Genomic DNA, 17,991 nt, shown 5'->3' with positions numbered 1-17,991 from the left:
GTTCTGGTGGCGTTCGAGAGACGCAAAAGAGATTTTCAGCTTGTTACCGGATAAAGAATTAGCGGAAACGAAAGATTTTACGCTGAGGCAAGGCGAAGCCCGAGACGGCCCGAGGGAGCATACTGAAGTATGTGACTGAGAGACGCGAGGGTGACAACGCCGCATCAGTGAAAAAGATTCGTTTCATGCACAAAGAATTTGCCTGGCGGCTTTAGCGCGGTGGTCCCACCTGACCCCATGCCGAACTCAGAAGTGAAACGCCGTAGCGCCGATGGTAGTGTGGGGTCTCCCCATGCGAGAGTAGGGAACTGCCAGGCATCAAACGAAGAAAGAACCCCGACCGAAAGGCCGGGGTTTTTTTGTGCTTTGAATCTGGCGATAATCGTCGATCTGACACGAAATAGTCTGAAGCTGTCACTACTGACCCAGGTTCCATAATGCATAGCCGGTGGCAGCACCGGCGACATCCCAGCTAAAATCCTTCCAGCTCCAGCCGCTTCCACCCTCTCTGCTATCGTACAGCTCTTTTACCGCGCCGAGGCTAATCGCAAACATCACCCCGAAGCTGCCGCTATGGCCTTCACGCCAGTTTTGATGTTCTCCATAGGCGCTTCCGGCGGCAGAAAGAAAAGCGGATGAGAGAAAATGCTGGGCTTTATCACGCCCGGTCCACTCATCCTGGGCCATATGAGTACAGCCACTGCAAAATAGTACGGCAGACAGCAGGCAGATACGCATACATCCTCCCATAAAAAAGCCCCGGCTGAGCGGGGCGCGAAAACAGAGGCAGATTAGAGAATACGGCTGATTAACCGGTCAATACGAATACGTCGTAAGCGGCGGATAAGTTTACGAACTTTCACCGGATAATCTGCAATGCTTTCCAGATCGTGGAAATGCTGCACGGTGGTGGTATGTTCACGGATCAGGTTTAGCTCGTGATCGCGCTGCGCGGTCAGTTGCTGGAGGGGATCGTGGATCAGTACAGCATTTTCCAGATCCAGGCGCCAGGCGCGCGGATTCAGGTTATTCCCCGTGACCATCATCCATTCGTCATCAACCCACAGCCCTTTGAGGTGGTAGCTATTCTCACCATCTTTCCACAAGCGTACGGTGAGTTGCCCACTGTTGACATAATACTGTAAGCGGCTAAGGAAACGACGCAGGTTAATTTCATACAGATAAGGCAGCGCGCCGATGATCTTGAATGGCTGATCTTCCGGGATATAGAAATCGTTCGCCGTTTTGTCGCCAACAATAATCTCGACATCTTTGCCCTGTCGTAACAGATAGATAATGTTACGCACCAGAATAGCGGGCAGATTGAAGTAAGGTGTACAGATCGTCAGCTTCTGCTCTGCGCAAGGCATCAGATGATAGATGGTTTTGTTCAGAAGACTACGTTTACCGAGGCCAACCAGAGGCGTAACCGCCAGCTCTTCGTTGTTGGCATCCCCGTTAAACTGGTAGTCGAAGCCACGCAAATCCTGACGGAATTGCCGGGTTTCATTTTTTATTTCCGGGCTTTTTGGCCGCTCATACTGGTCAAGACGATTGACCGCTTCCGCCTGGATCAGATTGTTTTCAATCCAGTCAAACATGGTATCTGCCAGCGTGCGATTACCGATCAACTGGTAGCGGTCATAGCGATATCTGTCTTGCTGATGCAGATACACATCGTTAAAACTGGCCCCGGTATACAGCACGGTATCATCAATGATGGAGCCCTTCAGGTGTAAAACACCGAGTGCTTCACGCGTATTGACCGGGATACCATAGACTGGAATCGCCAGACCGGGGTGTTGAGCCGCCATGTCACAATACCAGTCGGCATTGGTTGCTCCGGCCGCCGCGCCGATGCGCCCACGCTGTGCACGATGCCAGTCGACCAGAACGCGAATATCCAGTTCAGGGCGCTGCTGTTTTGCTGCATAAAGTGCAGACAGGATGGCGCGACCACCCTCATCATTTTCCAGATAGAGGGCCACTATGCAGATACGCCGTGTGGCAGACGCAATTTTTTCCAGCAGCGTTTCGCGAAATTCTGCGGGTGAATACAGCGTGGTGAAATCAGCAACTGACTGAGCTATTTTAGGCAGTTGCGCAAGGTGCTGTTGGTGTTTATTGCGTTTAAATTTTGACAACATCACAGTGCGTTTCTTCTCTGTTCATAGAATGGCCTTTTGCCATAAAATCATGACCCTAACCGCGAATAATACCACTAGTTGGTCATGATGCTATCAGATTTACTTTTCGTCGCCTGTGTGAGCGTTTTGCAACAGCAGTGACAGGCCGACAATGCCATCTTCCAGTTGGATATCGATGGCAAAACCCAGCTTACGTGCCAGAGTGACCATACCTCTGTTACCCGGCATGGTAATGCCGTTCAACTGCTGTAAACCATGCTGCCGGGTATAGATGATCATCTTTTCCAGCAGACGCCTGCCGAGGCCAAGTCCTTTCAAATCTGAGCGTACCAATACCGAAAATTCGGCATCAATGTTATCGGCATCAGAGATGGCACGGGTCACGCCGATGATCTCATCCTGCCCCTGATGCTGACGTACTGCGACAATCGCCATTTCACGATCGTAGTCGATCTGCGTCATGTTAGCCAAATCGTCATGGGTGAACTCGTTGATCTCACTAAAATAGCGGTAGTAGAGATCTTCTTTCGTTACTTGAGCAATAAACTGCTGCAGCAGCGGTTCATCCTCCGGGAGAATAGGCCGGAACAGACACTGCTGGCCATTTTTTAACTGCACGGCCTCTTCCAGTTCATGAGGATAAGGGCGGATCGCCAGCCTGCCTTCGGCATCTCCGTTGAACTCAGCCAGCTGGAGCGTCACATCCAGCAGGGTAAATTCATCATGACTGGCCAGTAACGGATGAATATCAAGCCGCACGATTTCCGGGCAGTCAACCACCATGTTGGATACCCTGACCAGCACCTGGCTCAGGCCCACAATATCCAGTGGATGAAGCGCGCTGCGGCCACGTATTTTTCCCTTCTTAATGGCCTGAATCACCAGATAGCGAGCCAGAGTCATATTCAGCGGCGGCAGGGCGATAACCGCTTGCTTGTCGGCATGCCAGGTCACTCCGCCTTCTCCCAGCATAATCACCGGCCCGAACAGCGGGTCCTGCTCTACCACGATGCGCAGTTCCTGCGCTCCGGCGCGGTTCGCCATGCTTTGTACCAGCAATCCCTGGATGCGTGCCTGCGGCCAGGCGAGCTTCACGCGATCGATAATGGCTTCGGCGGCCTGTTGTACCTCGTCCGGGGTACGCAGATATAACATTACCCCCTGCACCTCAGATTTATGCGGAATATCCGGCGAGCGCAGTTTCAGCGCTACCGGATAGCCAATCTGCCCGGCGATCTGCACGGCTTCTGCGCTGTCGCTGGCAATCCAGGTGGGGAGTGTGGTCAGGCCGAAGGCTTGCAGGATAGGCTGAACTTCATGCGTATCCAGCGAGGTGGCACCGTCTTTTAATGCCTCATGGATCAAACGATGAGCATCGGTGGTATTTGCGGTCAGGTTGGCGGGCAATGCAGGCGTTTCACGTAGCTGTTTCTGGTTACGGCGGTACTCCACCATATGCATAAAGGCCGTAACCGTCCCTTCGGGGGTGCGATACGTTGGAATACCGGCATCATTAAACAGACGACGTGCGTCCAGTGATGAATACTCACCACACCAGTTGGTCAACAGGGTGAGCTGTTTACCGCGCGGATGCTGTTTCACCAGGGCGATAATCTTCTGGGCCGTTAGTGTCGGCGGTGCGACTGCGCTGGGCGCATGAATGATCAAAATGGCATCCAGGTCATGGCTGGAGAGCAGCAGGGACAACGCCTGTAAATAGTGCTCCGGGGTGGCATCATCTTTCAGATCGAGCGGGTTACCTGGCGTGACACCTTCCGGGAGCAGTGAGGCCATTTCAGTAAGTAAAGACTCACTCAGCGTAGCAAGCTTACCGTTACGGGCATAGAGTGCATCCAGTGCCAGTGCCGCCGGTGCCGCACCGTTACTGATGATCATCAACCGCTCCCCACGTAGTGGGCGCATATGGCTGAGTGTCTCCACCGCGGAGAACAGTTCATGGGTATCCTGCACACGCAATAGACCCGCACGTTGAATGGCGGCATCCCAGGCGGCGTCCATCCCACCGTGGGTTTTCAGTAACTTTTGGGCATGAGGGCTGCGGCCACTTTTAATCACCAGAATCGGCTTATTACGTGAAGCGCTACGTGCCGCAGAAACAAAACGACGGGCATCGCTGAGATGCTCAAGGTACAACAAAATGGCGCTGGTTTTCCCGTCTCTCGCCAGGAAGTCCAGCAGATCATCGGCATCAATATCCAGGCTGTCACCTAATGCGATAAACCAGGAGAAACCCAGTTGTCGCTGTTGCGCCCAGTCAAGAATGGTATTGGACACCGCCGCAGACTGGGAAATAAAAGCCAGTTTGCCAGGAGTAATAGGCACCGGGGAGAAGCTGGCATTCAGCCCCTGCCACGGCGCAAGCAAACCCAGGCTGTTAGGCCCAAGAAGTCGAATTTGCCAGCGGCTGGCACAGGCTTTCAGTTCAGCAAGTTGCTCGGCAGGAGCAGAGAGAATGATACAGGCTTTACAGCCACGTTCGCCCAGCGCCGTGAGCAACTCGAGATTGCGTTTTGCATGGGTGCAGATAATGGCGAGATCGGGAGAGAGTGGCAGGCTGGGAATATCAGGCCATGCCAGCACGCCACAAACCGCCTGATATTTGGGCGTCACCGGGAGTACCGGCCCACTGAATCCACCGGCCAGCAGGTTACGCATCATCAGATAACCGGCACGTTCAGGCCGGGTGGAGGCACCGATCACGGCAATGGATTTCGGTTTAAGCAGGGCTTCTAATCCGCGTTGACTCATCTCCGCTCCCTTCGAGAATGACCCGCTATGCTGCAGGGCAAAGTAGCTTGAGTCTACTCCGGGTCTGACGAAGATGCTGGATTGCGTATCAGTTAATTGATCGCAGCCAGAATTTATTCATCATTTTCAGCCATCTGCTGTGGGTGATGAGGTTTTCCTGCGAGGTAACGTTGGCGAAACAGATCAAAATGGCGAAACAGGGCCTCGCCCGCAGCTGTGTCGCCCGCCTGTAACAGCAACTCGGCGGCGACTTCTGCCGTGCAGTGCTGGCCTTCGGCGTGAGCGACGCGTAACTGATAGTTAGAAGGGCGGGTCAGAGTCAGCGACATCACCGGGAGAGTGTCCAGCCACGGGCTTTTGCGAAACATTTTACGCGCTTCGGTCCAGGTGCCGTCCAGCATGATAAATAGCGGTGGTTTTCCGCGGGTAGGAGGGCTGTTCAGTACTGCACGGCCAGCGTCGGCATAGGATTCAGGGAAAACGACAACGGGCTGATAACGCGGGTCGCGTACGGCTTCAAGCAGGGCGGCATCGGGTTCGGTCCGTGACCAGCCAAACGCCAGCGTATCCGGCAGAATATCTGCGATCAGCCGTCCGGTGTTGCTGGGTTTCATGGGTTCGCTGTCAAACATCACCAGGCAAAAGCGGCTGCGTGCCTGCTGGCTATCAATGGTGTCGCACAGGCAATTTTTTTGCGGCAGCAGACAACGCTGGCAGCGCGTAATGCGGTTACCTCGGGCAAGGAAAGGGCGGGTGGCTCGGGCAAGGCGTGCAGCGCGCAGCAACAGAACAGCGTTATCGGTCATGATCGGTCATCAAGGAAAAAGGCTATTCTAACGGATTCTGGCCGGGCGTGCCCGGCCAGATGGTTACAGATTTTCGTCCAGCCAGGCTTCGAAAGGCGCTTTTGGCATCGCACCGTTTAACATATCCGCCATCTGGCCCTGTTTAAACACCATAATGGTCGGAATGCTGCGGATGCGAAAGCGTGCACTCAGTTCTGGCTCAGCTTCGGTATTCACTTTCAGGAAACGAATCTTACCGTTACGTTCCTGCGCCACCGATTCATACACCGGGGCAAAATTAACGCACGGGCCGCACCAGGGCGCCCAGAAGTCGATCACTACCGGCAGGTCATCCTGCAGGTATTTGTCCAGCGTCGCGGCGGTGGCATTGACCACATGGCCGTCAAACAGCACATGACCACAGCGGCCGCACTTGGCGCCGTCAGTCAGCCGTTCAGCCGGTACGCGGTTGGTCGCCTGGCAGGATGCACAAACCGTATTCATTATTCACCTCAGTTCAGGAGTAAGTGATTACTTACTGCAATTCTTAGTAAATCAGCCAACATTATGCTGTCGGGTGAAGAGGCTAACAACGAGATTTGTTCAATGGGTATAATAGGTAATGTCTCATAACAATGATGCGGATTAGCGGCTACTGGCTTTTATTGGAAGTTGATAGCTAAGTGCTGCCACATCAGGTAATCTGCGCGCTTCGCGCTCAGGCCAGGTGGAGGAAAAATGAACGACGAATTTAAAGGTAAGAGCGGCAAGGTCAAAGTGATGTATGTCCGCGGTGATGACGAGAGCAGCAACAAGGGCGGGAATCCCCGTACCGGTAAAGGCGGCCCACGTCAGCAGGATGGCGCACGCCGTCCTTCACGTAATGCAGACAGCAAGCCACGTGGCGGGCGCGATCGCGACGAAGGGCACTCTGACTCTCCGTGGCGTACCGTTTCCCGTGCGCCAAATGCTGCACCCGCTGTTGATGATAAACCGGACCATGGTGGCATCAGCGGTAAAAGTTATATCGATCCCGAGCAGATACGCCGTCAGCGTATGGAAGAGACGCGTGTGTATGGCGAAAATGCCTGCCAGGCCCTGTTCCAGAGCCGTCCGGAAAGTATTGTGCGTGCCTGGTTTATCCAGAGCGTCACACCGCGTTTCCGTGAAGCGTTAAAATATATGGCGGCGAACCGCAAGGCTTACCACACTGTGGATGAAGCCGAGCTGCAGAAAGCTTCCGGCACTGAACACCACGGCGGTGTTTGCTTCCTGATCAAAAAACGCGTGGGCATGCCCGTTAGCGAATGGTTGGCAACAGCCGGTGAGAAAGATTGCGTGCTGGCATTGGAAGATATCGGCAACCCGCACAACCTCGGCGGCATTATGCGTAGCTGCGCACACTTTGGTGTGAAAGGTTTGCTGGTGGATGATGCTTCCCTGCTGGAGTCGGGCGCCGCTGTGCGTACCGCTGAAGGTGGTGCAGAGCATGTTCAGGCGATTAGCGGCGAGAACTTTGCTGCGGGCCTGAGCGCGTTCCGTAAAGCAGGCTATACCATTGTCACCACGTCCAGCCATAAAGGTGTGCCGCTCTCACGAGCTGAACTGCCGGCAAAAATGGTACTGGTACTGGGTCAGGAACGTGATGGTCTGTCTGACAGCACCTTCGACCAGGGTGACCTGAGTGTTTCTATCGGTGGTACCGGGAAAGTGGAAAGTCTGAACGTTTCCGTCGCAACCGGTGTACTGCTGGCCGAATGGTGGCGTCAGAACGTTTGATGTAGCCATGAACGAACGGCAATAAAAAAGGGGTGGCCCGTCAAACAGGCCACCCCCTGATTCCAGGGGCAGATCAATGATCTGCCCCTTTTTAATGGGCGCCGCCCCCGCCCCCACCCGCACCAAACGGCGGACGGGCAAACCACACCAGCACCAGCAGCAGGATAAACACCCCCGCAGAAGCCCAGAAGATCTCATTGGCTGAGATGATGAGCCCCTGATTGGTGATCTGCTGTGCAAGGTAGGCTGATGCCTGGTCATGGGTCATCCCCATTTGTTCCAGCTTCGCGTACATCTGTTGCGCGTTTGTATTGTATGGCGTTATCGATTCCGTCAGATGAGCATGATGCAGCGACTCACGATCGGTCCACATGGTGGTGGTAATCGAGGTGCCAATCGAACCCGCCAGCGTTCGGGTAAAATTCGACAGGCTGGATGCCGCCGCCAGTCTTTCCGGTGGCAGCCCCGAAAGGGTAATGGTTGTCAGTGGCATAAAGAAGCAGGCCACCGCAAACCCCTGGATAAACTGCGGCCAGGCGGAGGCAGCAAAGTCCATTCCCGGTTCAAAAGTATAGGCGCGCCAGTAGAAGCACACTGCATACATAATGAAGCTGAATGTCACCAGCCGTCGCATATCGAGCTTATGCGCAAAGCGGCCGATAATGGGTGACAGTATGACCGGAATAATCCCCACCGGTGCCGAGGCCAGCCCCGCCCAGGTTGCCGTATAACCGTAAACCTCCTGCAACAGTTGCGGCAGCAGAACGATTGAACCGAAATAGAGCATATAGGCAAGGCTGATCGACAGGCAGCCGATGGTGAAATTGCGCGATTTGAACAGTGACAAATCCACGATCGGGTGGTCGTCGGTCAACTCCCACACCAGTAGCACCGCCAGGGCTACGACGGCGATGACCGTTAATGTGATGATTTCAGGGGAACTGAACCAGTCCAGCTCTTTACCGCGATCCAGCATGACCTGCAGACAGCCGATACCGACCACCAGTAGCACCAGACCGACGGTATCTATCGGACGGATGACCGTTTCCGTTTCGCGATGACGTAATGTCTGTAAAGCCAGGATCACCACCACCACGCCGATAGGCACGTTGATAAAGAAGATCCATCCCCAGTGATAGTTATCACTGATCCAGCCACCCAGAATAGGGCCGCAGATCGGCGCAACGATCACGGTCATTGCCCACAGTGACAGTGCCACACTGCGTTTTGCGGGGGGGTAATTACTTAACAGCAGGCTTTGTGACAGCGGGATCAAAGGGCCCGCGACGATCCCCTGGATCACGCGGAAGAAGATCAGCATGCTCAGGCTTTCAGACATGCCACATAGCCAGGAGGCGATGACGAAGGCCACCGTCGACCACAGGAACAGTTTCACTTCCCCGAAACGCTTGGCCAGCCAGCCGGTGATCGGAATCGAAATTGCGTTAGCTACGCCAAACGAGGTGATCACCCAGGTCCCCTGGGAGTTCGAGGCCCCCAGGTTCCCGGCGATGGTGGGGATCGCCACGTTAGCAATCGTGGAATCCAGCACCTGCATAAAAGTAGCCAGCGACAGCGCAATGGTCATCAGAACCAGTTGCGCGCCTTCAAGCGGTTTACGCGCCATAACAGTCTCCCGCCGTTTTAGCCGGCATTGGCACGGATAATATCGCTAATCAGCTGATTCGCTGGCGTCAGGTCCAGTGCCAGAGCATCACTTTCGTAGGCAGGCTTGCTGCGTACGCTGGTGGCGAGTACGGCACCTTCACTGTTGCTGGTATCGATTTTGACCAGCGTCGACAGGCCAATGCGCAGTGGATGTTTCGCCACTTCCTGTGGGTCAAGTTCGATACGTACAGGCAGACGCTGAACGACTTTGATCCAGTTGCCGGTAGCATTTTGTGCCGGTAACAGGGAGAACACGCTGCCCGTTCCCATATCAAGGCCGACCACTTTGCCCTTATACACCACGTCATCACCGTAGATATCACTGACCACTGTGGCTGGCTGGCCGATACGAACGCCTGCCAGTTGCGTCTCTTTGAAGTTAGCATCCACCCACAGATTATTGGCCGGAACAATCGCCAGCAGCGGCGTGGTTGTACCGATTTGTGAACCTACCTGCACGCTGCGGCGCGACACATAGCCATCAATGGGGCTGATGATGTTGGTACGTTGCAATGCCAGCCAGGCATCACGCAGGGCGGCGGCGTTCTGTTTCACTGCGGGTTGGTTTTCCAGTGACGTATCCAGAATCATCGCCTGGTTTGCGTTGTACTGCTGCATCGCCACATCAAGCTGAGCTTTCGCTGTGGCAACCGCATCACGCGCATGTTGCAGATCTTCTTTGCCAATCAGGTTAGATGCACCCAGCGGCTCACGACGACGTAAATCTGCCTGAGCCTGTTCGAGGGCCGTTTTCTGCAAGCCGATAGTGGCCTGATACTGCCTGCCATTGATAATCAACTGGTGCGTCTGACGTACGCTGGTTGCCAGTGCCGTCTGCGCTTTCTCGAAAGCCTGCTCAGCATCGGTACGATCCAGCGTGACCAGCACATCGCCTTTTTTCACGAAGTCAGTATCGTCAAACCAGACTTTATTGACGCTACCGGAGACTTGCGCCATCACCTGCGCCTGGTTTCCGGCAATATAGGCATCGTCTGTTTCCTGAAAATGACGTAATACCAGGAACCAGTACGTCAGATAAGCCACCCCGATAATGACGAACAGTACAGCCAGAAAAATCAGTGCATTTTTGCGCGTCTTTTTCTTATTGCGTGGCTGCTGCGGGTCTTGTGTCACCGCGCTTGCACTCATGATGTTCTCCTGATTCTCTGCCATTCGGGGGCCGCTATCATCAATACGCGCGATCGCCCGAGTCTAAAATGCCAGCGGGGTAAGCGCTGGCATGAATGTGTTCTAAAGGGGCTTAAAGTAGCGATTTCCAATAAATGGTGTGTCGCACATTATGCTATTAGTGGATCAATTATCTGGAAAGGGAGGCGACAACTTCCTCTTCATCCATTTTATCGAGGCGGGTCAACAGTTTGCGGGTGATTCCCTCAAGCTGTGATTTTTCTGATGAGCTCAGTGCAGACCACAATAATTGCAGGCACTGATGCTGTGGTGGCAGCAACTGGCGCAGGAACTCGTGTCCTTTTGGCGTCAGATGCAGATGCAGACAACGGCGATCGTTATCACTTTCACGACGCTCAATCCAGCCGCGTTTTTCCAGCTCATCGGCAATACGCGTGGCGTTAGTGCGGGATGAGCCTAGCGCAGAACTCAGTTCTGATGGTTGAATGCTGTGATCTTCCTGCGCATCCAGCGTAATTAATGCCATAAACAGCGTTTCGTTGATCCCCTGTGCCTTCAGCATTTTGTTGCGGTTTTCCAGCAACTTACTCTGCATGTGCATACACAGACGGGTCAGCATAATTTCCTGTAACGGGAAATCTTTCTGACGATTAGCGCGAAAATTCAGCATCTGTTCAATGGGAGTAAACGAACTTTCCATTATGTAGGAACCTCACTAGTTGCAACTGGTATAATAACAATGATGATTAATAAAGTAATTCCACTTCTCTGCAGACGGTGATTCACTCACGTTTATGCTGCCATCATCAGTAGTTTCCAGGTCACTCCATAACCCAGGGCGCTCAACAGCATTGAAAAAACAATGCTGCGCGAAAAATTGAAGGTAATACTCAGCAAGCCGAAACCCACAAGGGTTGGCAAAATCGCGAAAATATCGGTCAGTGACGAAGATGAAACAGAGGCTTCAGTTGGAGTAAAACCAGGGCGGGAGGCATTCAGACCAAAGGCAAATGCCACAGGCAGGTAGCCAATAACAATTGGCAGACTGTCTGTGGCGCCTTCACGCCAGCTGGCGCGCGGACGATTTTCATTTTTAACCGGGTTCTGAAGCTCAGCCATGAGCAAATGTTACTCTACTGTTACTGAATAATTTCATCTGAAAACATCACCAGCCTGAATAAATTGCGCCTAACCTTACCAGAGTACGAAATGTCTTAACAGGCCGCTGGCATTGAAAAAACTTCATTTTCACTGCAAAAAATCAATGCAATTCAGCCTCATAATGATGACTTCGCCACCAGTTAAATAGATTAACTAAGGTTAACAGAGCACCCACGGTGCAGACACCATACCAGCCTGCCGTCTGAAAAGCGGATGCGGAAAGCAGTGAGCCGGCGGCACCGCCGATAAAATAACTGGTCATATACCCGGACGTCAGTCGGTTCCGTGCTTCTGGCATATGACGATAAATCACGCTCTGATTGGTAATATGCACACCCTGTACGGCCAGGTCGAGTAGGATAATCCCGATAATCAGAGCGATTAATGAGTGCGCGCCAAACGCGATAATGCCCCATGAAGCCAGCAGAATCAGCAGGCCAGCGCTGGTGGTCAGGCGTGCTTTGCCTTTATCGGCCAGTGACCCGGCTTGCCGTGCTGCCAGGGCACCCGCTGCGCCAACCAGGCCCAGCAGACCAATCTCACCTTCAGAATAATTCCACTCTGGTGATGACAGCAGAAACGCCATTGAGGTCCAGAGGACGCTGAAGTTAGCAAACGCCAGGCAGCCAGTAATGGCACGGGTACGCAATATCGGATGCTGTGCGAACAGGGTGAAAATAGATCCCAGCAGCTGGCCATAATTTAACGGAACCGATTGCTTATAGCGTGGCAACCCGCGCCACAAGGCCAGTGCCATCATCACCATCAATACACTCGCTACCCAGTAAACCAGTCTCCATCCGCCCAACTGCGCCAGCCCCCCGGCAACGGTGCGCGCCAGCAGGATACCCAGCAACAGGCCGCTCATGACAGTGCCGACGACTTTTCCCCGTTTTTCCGGTGCCGCGAGACTGGCAGCCAGCGGCACCAGAAGCTGCGCGACCACAGAAAACAGCCCGGTCAGAACGGTGCCCAGTAGCATCATCATCAGCGAACCTGACAGCGCAGTGATCACCATACCGCCGGCTGCCAACAGGCTCATGATGACGATCAGCCCCCGGCGCTCAAGCATATCGCCAAGCGGCACCAGCAGAAGCAGCCCGGCGGCATAGCCTAACTGAGCGGTGGTGACGATAAATCCTGCCTGATGGAATGAGAGATCGAAGGTCTGAGCAATGGTTGCCAGCAAGGGCTGCACGTAATAGTTACAGGCAACGGATAAGCCTGTAGCGATGGACATCAGGGCGACAAGTGCAGAATTCAGGCCGGGACGAGGGGATGTCATAACAACCAGTATGAGTGTGAGAATTATCTGAGTGGCTAATAATAACCTAAAAAACTATTTCACTCACATGATAATTGACAGGACAAACCAGTTCGGCAGCAGGGTTGTCCTGTTTTATCTGATAAGAAAAGGGTCGACCGAAAAAGAGGTCGACCCTTACGTCAGTCTGAAGGTGATTCACGCTCATGGCACAACCGTTGTTCTGGTTGCCCCTGGCGAGTGATTATTTACCCGCAGCCAGCGCGTCTTTCACCCAGCCATCAAACTGTACCTGGTGGGCTTTGATCCAGCCGTCAACGTGTGCGTTGATATCGGCTTCAGAAGACTGCCCCTGATGCATACGTGAGTTCTGTGCATTGATATCGGCAATCGGCAGCTTCATCTCAGCAAACAGTTTTGCCGCCGCCGGGTTTTTCTCAGCCCAGGCTTTATTGGCTACGATGTGCATAGTGTTCACCGGGAAGCCGTAGTTCGCACCGTTAGGCAGCTTGGTATCTACGTCTTTCTGTTCGCCAGGCATCGAAGAGAAAGGCACCTGCAACCAGACGACATCACGGCCTGGCACCAGCACATCACTCACCCAGTATGGCGTCCAGGTGTAATAGAAGATGGGTTTACCTTCTTTAAAGCGGGTGATGGTATCGGCGATCATCGCCGAGTAGTTACCCTGGTTATGCTCAACGGTCTTCGTCAAATCAAAGGCCTTGATCTGGTGATTAATCACCGCTTCACAGCCCCAGCCTGGCGTACAGCCGGTCATATCGGCTTTACCGTCATCATTGGTATCGAACAGTTTCGCCAGCTTCGGATCTTTCAACTGATCGATACGCGTGATGTGGTATTTTTCGGCAGTTTTTTTGTCAATCAGGTAGCCCTGGGCTGCCCCTTGCACATAGGTTCCCTGACGATAGAATTTAGCGTCACCGCCTGCCGCTTTATACATATCGTCATGCAGCGGTTTCCAGTTAGTGGCAATAAAGGTGGTGTCGCCGGACGCAATCGAGGTGTATGCCACGTTGTAGTCGACTTCACTCGGCGCTTCAACGGTGTAGCCCAGCTTCGTGAGTGCACGACTGACCAGCAGCGTCTGGAACGTCTCTTCGGTGATGGTGCTCTGTGCGGGCTTAACGGTAATACCCTTACCAGGCAGATCGGCGGCGGATACCTGGGCGGCGGCCAGCGTGGTGAACGCGGCGGCCAGCAGTGTTATTTTTCGCATAGTCATCAGTACCTTTTTGTTATTTGGTTTTGCAGAAAGGGCGAGTCAGCAGACCCAGAGGGCCACTGGCGTACCAGCGACGGTTGCCACGACTGCGGCTGTCGCGTCCCAGCGACTGCGTCAGGCGGTCGAGAATAATCGCCAGAATCACAATGCCGACGCCACCGACGGTGGCCAGCCCCATATCCAGGCGGCCGATACCGCGCAGCACCATCTGGCCGAGACCACCGACGGCGATCATCGAGGCAATCACTACCATCGACAGTGCCAGCATCAGCGTCTGATTGACCCCCGCCATAATGGTGGGCATCGCCAGTGGTAGCTGTACTTTGAACAACATCTGACGTGGGCTGGCGCCGAACGACTCTGCCGCTTCGATCAGATCGGCAGGCACCTGTTTAATACCCAGAATGGTCAGACGTACAATCGGTGGCAGGGCGAAGATAATCGTCACCACCACACCCGGCACATTACCGATACCGAACAGCATCACGATCGGCACCAGGTAGACAAACGCAGGCGTGGTCTGCATCGCATCCAGCAGTGGGCGAATGATCTTGCCCGCTCGCTCGCTGCGTGCCAGCCAGATCCCCATCGGCAGACCGATAATGATGCAGAACAGCAGGGCGGTCAGTACCAGCGCCAGTGTTACCATCGCTTGTGACCAGGCACCTATCGCGCCAATCGCCACCAGAGAGACCAGCGTGGCCACGCCCATACTGAAGCTGGACAGTTGCCAGGCGATCAGCGCAAATACGATAATCGCCACCGGCGCGGGCATGCCCAGCAGCAGGTTCTGGAAGGCGCTGAGGATGTAATCCACCGGCAGGCGGATACCCTGAAACAGCGGACGGAAGTGGACAACAATCCAGTCAATAGCGGTGGTTACCCAGCTGTCGAGCGGAATCAGGGTTTTATGGAACGGATCGAGAATATTAAAATGTTCCACCTGCGGGGTCGGGGCACTGTTCAGCCAGTCGCCGCTGGCTGCGGCATCATGGCCACCGGCTGGGGCGGTTCCCCAGGCGTCACCACCGCTGGAGGCGGCATCCGGTGCGGGCTGAGTAGTCGCCGCGTCCGTGGGTGAACCCCAGGGATCGCTGCTGCTGGCGGCAGCCTGGCTACTGTCCGTTGGGGCGCTGGTGGCGGGTGCGGCATTCTGCGTGGCGCCGGACTCCCACGGGTTACTGGTTTGTTCACTCATGGCTGGCCTCCATCACGGTCTAATGCCTGCAACAACATTCCTTTGGAAATAATCCCCACATACTGACCTTCTTCGCCCACGATAGGCACCGCACAAGGGGCCTGCGCCACATGTGAGAGAAGATCGCTTAATGACGTCTCCGCAGGCATCGCCGCCGGGCTTTCCAGCAGTGCCTGATCGAGGCCTTCGCCGGCGGCCAGTGCCACCTTCAGAGAATCAATCGACACGGTGCCGACGAATCGTTGTTTCTCCAGGACATAACCGTATTCGCGGTCATTATCCTGGAGTAGTTTGATCGCTGAACGAGGGCCAAAACCGGGGGCTTTACGGATCAGTGCTGCGGCACTGCGGCGGGCAATATCTTTCGCACTGAACACGTGGCTGATATCGACGCCACGGAAGAAGGTACGCACGTAGTCATTAGCGGGATTATTGAGAATTTCATCCGGCGTACCGACCTGAATCACTTCCCCGCCTTGCATGATCGCAATGCGGTCACCGATGCGCATTGCTTCATCAAGATCGTGGGAAATAAAGACGATAGTACGCTGGTGGCGAGACTGTAATTTCACCAGCTCATCCTGCATCTCGGTACGAATTAATGGATCGAGTGCAGAGAAGGCTTCATCCATCAATAATATGTCGGGATTGATGGCCAGTGCACGGGCTAATCCAACACGCTGACGCATGCCTCCGGAGAGTTCATCCGGGTAGGCATGAGCATAATTATCCAGCCCAACCTGACGTAATGCATCCAGTGCTTTTTCCTGACGTTCTTGCAAAGGAATACCGGCTAATTCCATCCCGAAGGCGGCATTATTTAATACCGTCATATGAGGCATCAGTGCGAAGGATTGGAATACCATGCTGATTTTATTTCTACGAACCTGGCGTAATTCACTGTCAGATATTTTGGCAATATCTTCGCCATCAATGATGACCTGGCCGCGGGTGGGTTCTATCAGACGATTGAGAAGGCGAACCATGGTGGATTTCCCAGAACCGGACAACCCCATGATGACAAAAATCTCGCCTTCTTCAATGGCCAGACTGGCGTCTTTCACGCCGAGAGACAGTCCGGTTTTTTCCAGAAGTGCCTCTTTACTGATCCCTTTTTCAATGTGCTTAAATGCGCGCTCGGGGTTTTCCCCAAAAACTTTATATAAATTTTTAACTTCAAGTTTAATAGCCATGCATTAATTAATTTCCTGGTTATTGGTTGGTTTTATATATTTGCTCTTCTGTGTGGTTAAATATTAACGGCCTATACCGTAGCACACTGAGAATCTGAGACAACCCTAAATGGGCTGTTCATAAATGTTGATTGAGATGCCAGTCCCGGCGAATGCCAGAGCAGGTAAGGGATGAGAGCGAATTGAGTTGGTCTGAAAAAAATGAATATTTCGCTAAGAAACATCTCAGTGACTGCTGAATTAGCTCGCTATCTGACGTTATGACAACGGAAATAATTGTAAGAAAACTGCCATATTGATGACGCTGAAAGAGGAGGGAAGGTTTGAAAATTAATAACTAATTAAAACGGGAAGAGGAGAAAGATGGCTGTCAGTCACAGCCATCTCTGAAAGGGTTAAAAGTCCCAGTCGGCATCTTCGGTATCGACGGCTTTCCCCATCACATAAGAGGAGCCGGAACCAGAGAAGAAATCGTGATTTTCATCGGCATTCGGTGACAACGCAGAGAGGATCGCCGGGTTCACGTCGGTCATCTCTGACGGGAACAGTGCCTCATAGCCGAGGTTCATCAGGGCTTTGTTGGCATTGTAATGCAGGAACTTCTTCACATCTTCCTGCCAGCCTACGCCTTCGTACAGGGCATCGGTGTACTCCAGCTCGTTCTCATACAGTGCCAGCAGGAGGTCAACGGCGAACTGTTGCAGCTCCTCTTTACGCTGCGCACTCTGCGTCTCCAGCGCCTTCTGATACTTGTAGCCAATATAGTAGCCGTGAACCGCTTCATCTTTAATAATCAGGCGGATAAGGTCAGCGGTGTTCGTCAGCTTGCCGCGACTTGACCAGTACATCGGCAGATAGAAACCGGAATAAAACAGGAAGGATTCAAGGAACACGCTGGCGATTTTTTTCTTCAGCGGATCGTTCTCATAATAGTGCTGAAGAATGATCTCGGCTTTGCGCTGCAACGGACCGTTCTCTTCGCTCCAGGCGTAAGCAGCATCGACATCGCTGGTGTGGCACAGCGTGGAGAAGATCGAGCTGTAGGAGCGCGCATGGACCGCTTCCATAAAGCTGATATTCGACATCACCGCTTCTTCATGCGGCGTCAGTGCGTCAGCCATCAGCGCGGGTGCGCCCAGGGTGTTCTGAATGGTATCCAGCAGCGTCAGGCCGGTGAACACGCGGATCGTCAGCTGTTGTTCATCGTGATTCAGGGAGTTCCACGCGGGGATATCGTTAGAAAGTGGCACTTTCTCGGGCAGCCAGAAATTGCTGGTGAGGCGATTCCACACTTCCAGATCTTTGTCGTCTTCGATTTTGTTCCAGTTAATGGCGTGAATTTTCTTTAATTTCATGTTGTTGTTCCTGGAGCGGATCTTAACGGGTCAGGCATGCCTGACCCCTACGCGATACGGTACTGTACATATGGTGCACTATTTGTCGGGTCAGGCATGCCTGACCCCTACGCAATACGGTGCTGTACATGTGGTGCACGATTTGTCGGGTCAGGCATGCCTGACCCCTACGCAATACGGTGCTGTACATATGGTGCACTATTTGTCGGGTCAGGCATGCCTGACCCCTACGCAATACGGTGCTGTACATGTGGTGCACGATTTGTCGGGTCAGGCA

Annotated in this window: 14 protein-coding genes, 1 rRNA gene and 1 pseudogene; 2 read left to right on the top strand and 14 right to left on the bottom strand. The window is 53.6% G+C overall.

Translation table 11 applies throughout. The annotated features are described in order from the left end of the window. Positions 1 to 201 precede the first annotated feature (201 nt). Positions 202 to 317, top strand: a 5S ribosomal RNA gene (gene rrf / locus HHI26_RS25250). Positions 318 to 417: 100 nt separating this feature from the next. Here rrf and HHI26_RS25245 read toward each other — a convergent pair. From HHI26_RS25245 to trxC, 5 genes are all read right to left on the bottom strand, one after another. Beyond that, the gene (locus HHI26_RS25245) at positions 418 to 738 is read right to left on the bottom strand and encodes a YfiM family lipoprotein (RefSeq protein ID WP_133845787.1); all 321 of its coding nucleotides are present in this window, start codon (positions 736 to 738) and stop codon (positions 418 to 420) included. A 53-nt stretch (positions 739 to 791) separates the two neighbouring features. Further along, positions 792 to 2,147, bottom strand: coding sequence for a CDP-diacylglycerol--serine O-phosphatidyltransferase (pssA, locus tag HHI26_RS25240; protein ID WP_133845963.1), 1,356 nt, complete (start codon positions 2,145 to 2,147; stop codon positions 792 to 794). 99 nt (positions 2,148 to 2,246) lie between these two features. Beyond that, complete coding sequence (locus tag HHI26_RS25235; RefSeq protein ID WP_171149990.1) at positions 2,247 to 4,916, bottom strand: bifunctional acetate--CoA ligase family protein/GNAT family N-acetyltransferase; 2,670 nt, start codon at positions 4,914 to 4,916, stop codon at positions 2,247 to 2,249. Between the two features lie 113 nt (positions 4,917 to 5,029). Beyond that, a complete protein-coding gene (locus HHI26_RS25230) occupies positions 5,030 to 5,722 on the bottom strand; it encodes a tRNA-uridine aminocarboxypropyltransferase (RefSeq protein WP_133845789.1) in 693 nt (230 codons plus the stop codon). A 63-nt stretch (positions 5,723 to 5,785) separates the two neighbouring features. Continuing rightward, on the bottom strand, positions 5,786 to 6,205 hold the full coding sequence (trxC, locus tag HHI26_RS25225; protein ID WP_133845790.1) for a thioredoxin TrxC: 420 nt from the start codon (positions 6,203 to 6,205) through the stop codon (positions 5,786 to 5,788). A 234-nt stretch (positions 6,206 to 6,439) separates the two neighbouring features. Here trxC and HHI26_RS25220 point away from each other — a divergent pair, with 234 nt between their 5' ends. Continuing rightward, the gene (locus tag HHI26_RS25220; protein ID WP_133845791.1) at positions 6,440 to 7,480 is read left to right on the top strand and encodes a tRNA/rRNA methyltransferase; all 1,041 of its coding nucleotides are present in this window, start codon (positions 6,440 to 6,442) and stop codon (positions 7,478 to 7,480) included. 91 nt (positions 7,481 to 7,571) lie between these two features. Here the strand turns inward: HHI26_RS25220 and emrB are convergent, their stop codons facing one another. The 9 genes and pseudogenes from emrB to nrdF form a co-directional block, all read right to left on the bottom strand. Further along, positions 7,572 to 9,107, bottom strand: a complete 1,536-nt coding sequence (gene emrB, locus HHI26_RS25215; protein WP_133845792.1) for a multidrug efflux MFS transporter permease subunit EmrB — start codon at positions 9,105 to 9,107, stop codon at positions 7,572 to 7,574. A gap of 17 nt (positions 9,108 to 9,124) precedes the next feature. Then, positions 9,125 to 10,297, bottom strand: coding sequence for a multidrug efflux MFS transporter periplasmic adaptor subunit EmrA (gene emrA, locus HHI26_RS25210; RefSeq protein ID WP_133845793.1), 1,173 nt, complete (start codon positions 10,295 to 10,297; stop codon positions 9,125 to 9,127). Positions 10,298 to 10,466: 169 nt separating this feature from the next. Further along, positions 10,467 to 10,997, bottom strand: a complete 531-nt coding sequence (gene mprA / locus HHI26_RS25205; RefSeq protein WP_133845794.1) for a transcriptional repressor MprA — start codon at positions 10,995 to 10,997, stop codon at positions 10,467 to 10,469. A 239-nt stretch (positions 10,998 to 11,236) separates the two neighbouring features. Beyond that, positions 11,237 to 11,416, bottom strand: a pseudogene (locus tag HHI26_RS25200) (hypothetical protein); the annotation flags it as partial. A gap of 142 nt (positions 11,417 to 11,558) precedes the next feature. After that, the gene (locus tag HHI26_RS25195; RefSeq protein ID WP_133845795.1) at positions 11,559 to 12,743 is read right to left on the bottom strand and encodes an MFS transporter; all 1,185 of its coding nucleotides are present in this window, start codon (positions 12,741 to 12,743) and stop codon (positions 11,559 to 11,561) included. 223 nt (positions 12,744 to 12,966) lie between these two features. Continuing rightward, positions 12,967 to 13,962: a glycine betaine/L-proline ABC transporter substrate-binding protein ProX gene (gene proX / locus HHI26_RS25190; RefSeq protein ID WP_171149989.1), complete on the bottom strand. Its 996-nt coding sequence runs from the start codon at positions 13,960 to 13,962 to the stop codon at positions 12,967 to 12,969. A gap of 19 nt (positions 13,963 to 13,981) precedes the next feature. Continuing rightward, positions 13,982 to 15,166 carry a glycine betaine/L-proline ABC transporter permease ProW gene (gene proW, locus HHI26_RS25185; protein WP_133845797.1) on the bottom strand — a complete coding sequence of 395 codons (1,185 nt, stop codon included), beginning with the start codon at positions 15,164 to 15,166 and terminating at the stop codon, positions 13,982 to 13,984. Further along, positions 15,163 to 16,359 carry a glycine betaine/L-proline ABC transporter ATP-binding protein ProV gene (gene proV, locus HHI26_RS25180; RefSeq protein ID WP_133845798.1) on the bottom strand — a complete coding sequence of 399 codons (1,197 nt, stop codon included), beginning with the start codon at positions 16,357 to 16,359 and terminating at the stop codon, positions 15,163 to 15,165. Before proV ends, proW begins: the two co-directional genes overlap by 4 nt. Before the next feature lie 395 nt (positions 16,360 to 16,754). Then, the gene (nrdF, locus tag HHI26_RS25175; protein WP_171149988.1) at positions 16,755 to 17,714 is read right to left on the bottom strand and encodes a class 1b ribonucleoside-diphosphate reductase subunit beta; all 960 of its coding nucleotides are present in this window, start codon (positions 17,712 to 17,714) and stop codon (positions 16,755 to 16,757) included. Positions 17,715 to 17,991 lie beyond the last annotated feature (277 nt).

The sequence above is a fragment of the Erwinia sp. JH02 genome, from assembly GCF_013074405.1.
GTDB classification, from domain to species: Bacteria; Pseudomonadota; Gammaproteobacteria; order Enterobacterales; family Enterobacteriaceae; genus Erwinia; species Erwinia rhapontici.
The sequence above is the reverse complement of the archived record's forward strand: the minus strand, read 5'-3'. Positions and strand labels throughout refer to the sequence as shown.

Bases quoted from the DNA above. Each gene is read 5' to 3' on its own strand.
- HHI26_RS25245 (WP_133845787.1), bottom strand. From the start codon at position 738: ATGCGTATCTGCCTGCTGTCTGCCGTACTATTTTGCAGTGGCTGTACT.
- pssA (WP_133845963.1), bottom strand. From the start codon at position 2,147: ATGTTGTCAAAATTTAAACGCAATAAACACCAACAGCACCTTGCGCAA.
- HHI26_RS25235 (WP_171149990.1), bottom strand. From the start codon at position 4,916: ATGAGTCAACGCGGATTAGAAGCCCTGCTTAAACCGAAATCCATTGCC.
- HHI26_RS25230 (WP_133845789.1), bottom strand. From the start codon at position 5,722: ATGACCGATAACGCTGTTCTGTTGCTGCGCGCTGCACGCCTTGCCCGA.
- trxC (WP_133845790.1), bottom strand. From the start codon at position 6,205: ATGAATACGGTTTGTGCATCCTGCCAGGCGACCAACCGCGTACCGGCT.
- HHI26_RS25220 (WP_133845791.1), top strand. From the start codon at position 6,440: ATGAACGACGAATTTAAAGGTAAGAGCGGCAAGGTCAAAGTGATGTAT.
- emrB (WP_133845792.1), bottom strand. From the start codon at position 9,107: ATGGCGCGTAAACCGCTTGAAGGCGCGCAACTGGTTCTGATGACCATT.
- emrA (WP_133845793.1), bottom strand. From the start codon at position 10,297: ATGAGTGCAAGCGCGGTGACACAAGACCCGCAGCAGCCACGCAATAAG.
- mprA (WP_133845794.1), bottom strand. From the start codon at position 10,997: ATGGAAAGTTCGTTTACTCCCATTGAACAGATGCTGAATTTTCGCGCT.
- HHI26_RS25195 (WP_133845795.1), bottom strand. From the start codon at position 12,743: ATGACATCCCCTCGTCCCGGCCTGAATTCTGCACTTGTCGCCCTGATG.
- proX (WP_171149989.1), bottom strand. From the start codon at position 13,962: ATGCGAAAAATAACACTGCTGGCCGCCGCGTTCACCACGCTGGCCGCC.
- proW (WP_133845797.1), bottom strand. From the start codon at position 15,166: ATGAGTGAACAAACCAGTAACCCGTGGGAGTCCGGCGCCACGCAGAAT.
- proV (WP_133845798.1), bottom strand. From the start codon at position 16,359: ATGGCTATTAAACTTGAAGTTAAAAATTTATATAAAGTTTTTGGGGAA.
- nrdF (WP_171149988.1), bottom strand. From the start codon at position 17,714: ATGAAATTAAAGAAAATTCACGCCATTAACTGGAACAAAATCGAAGAC.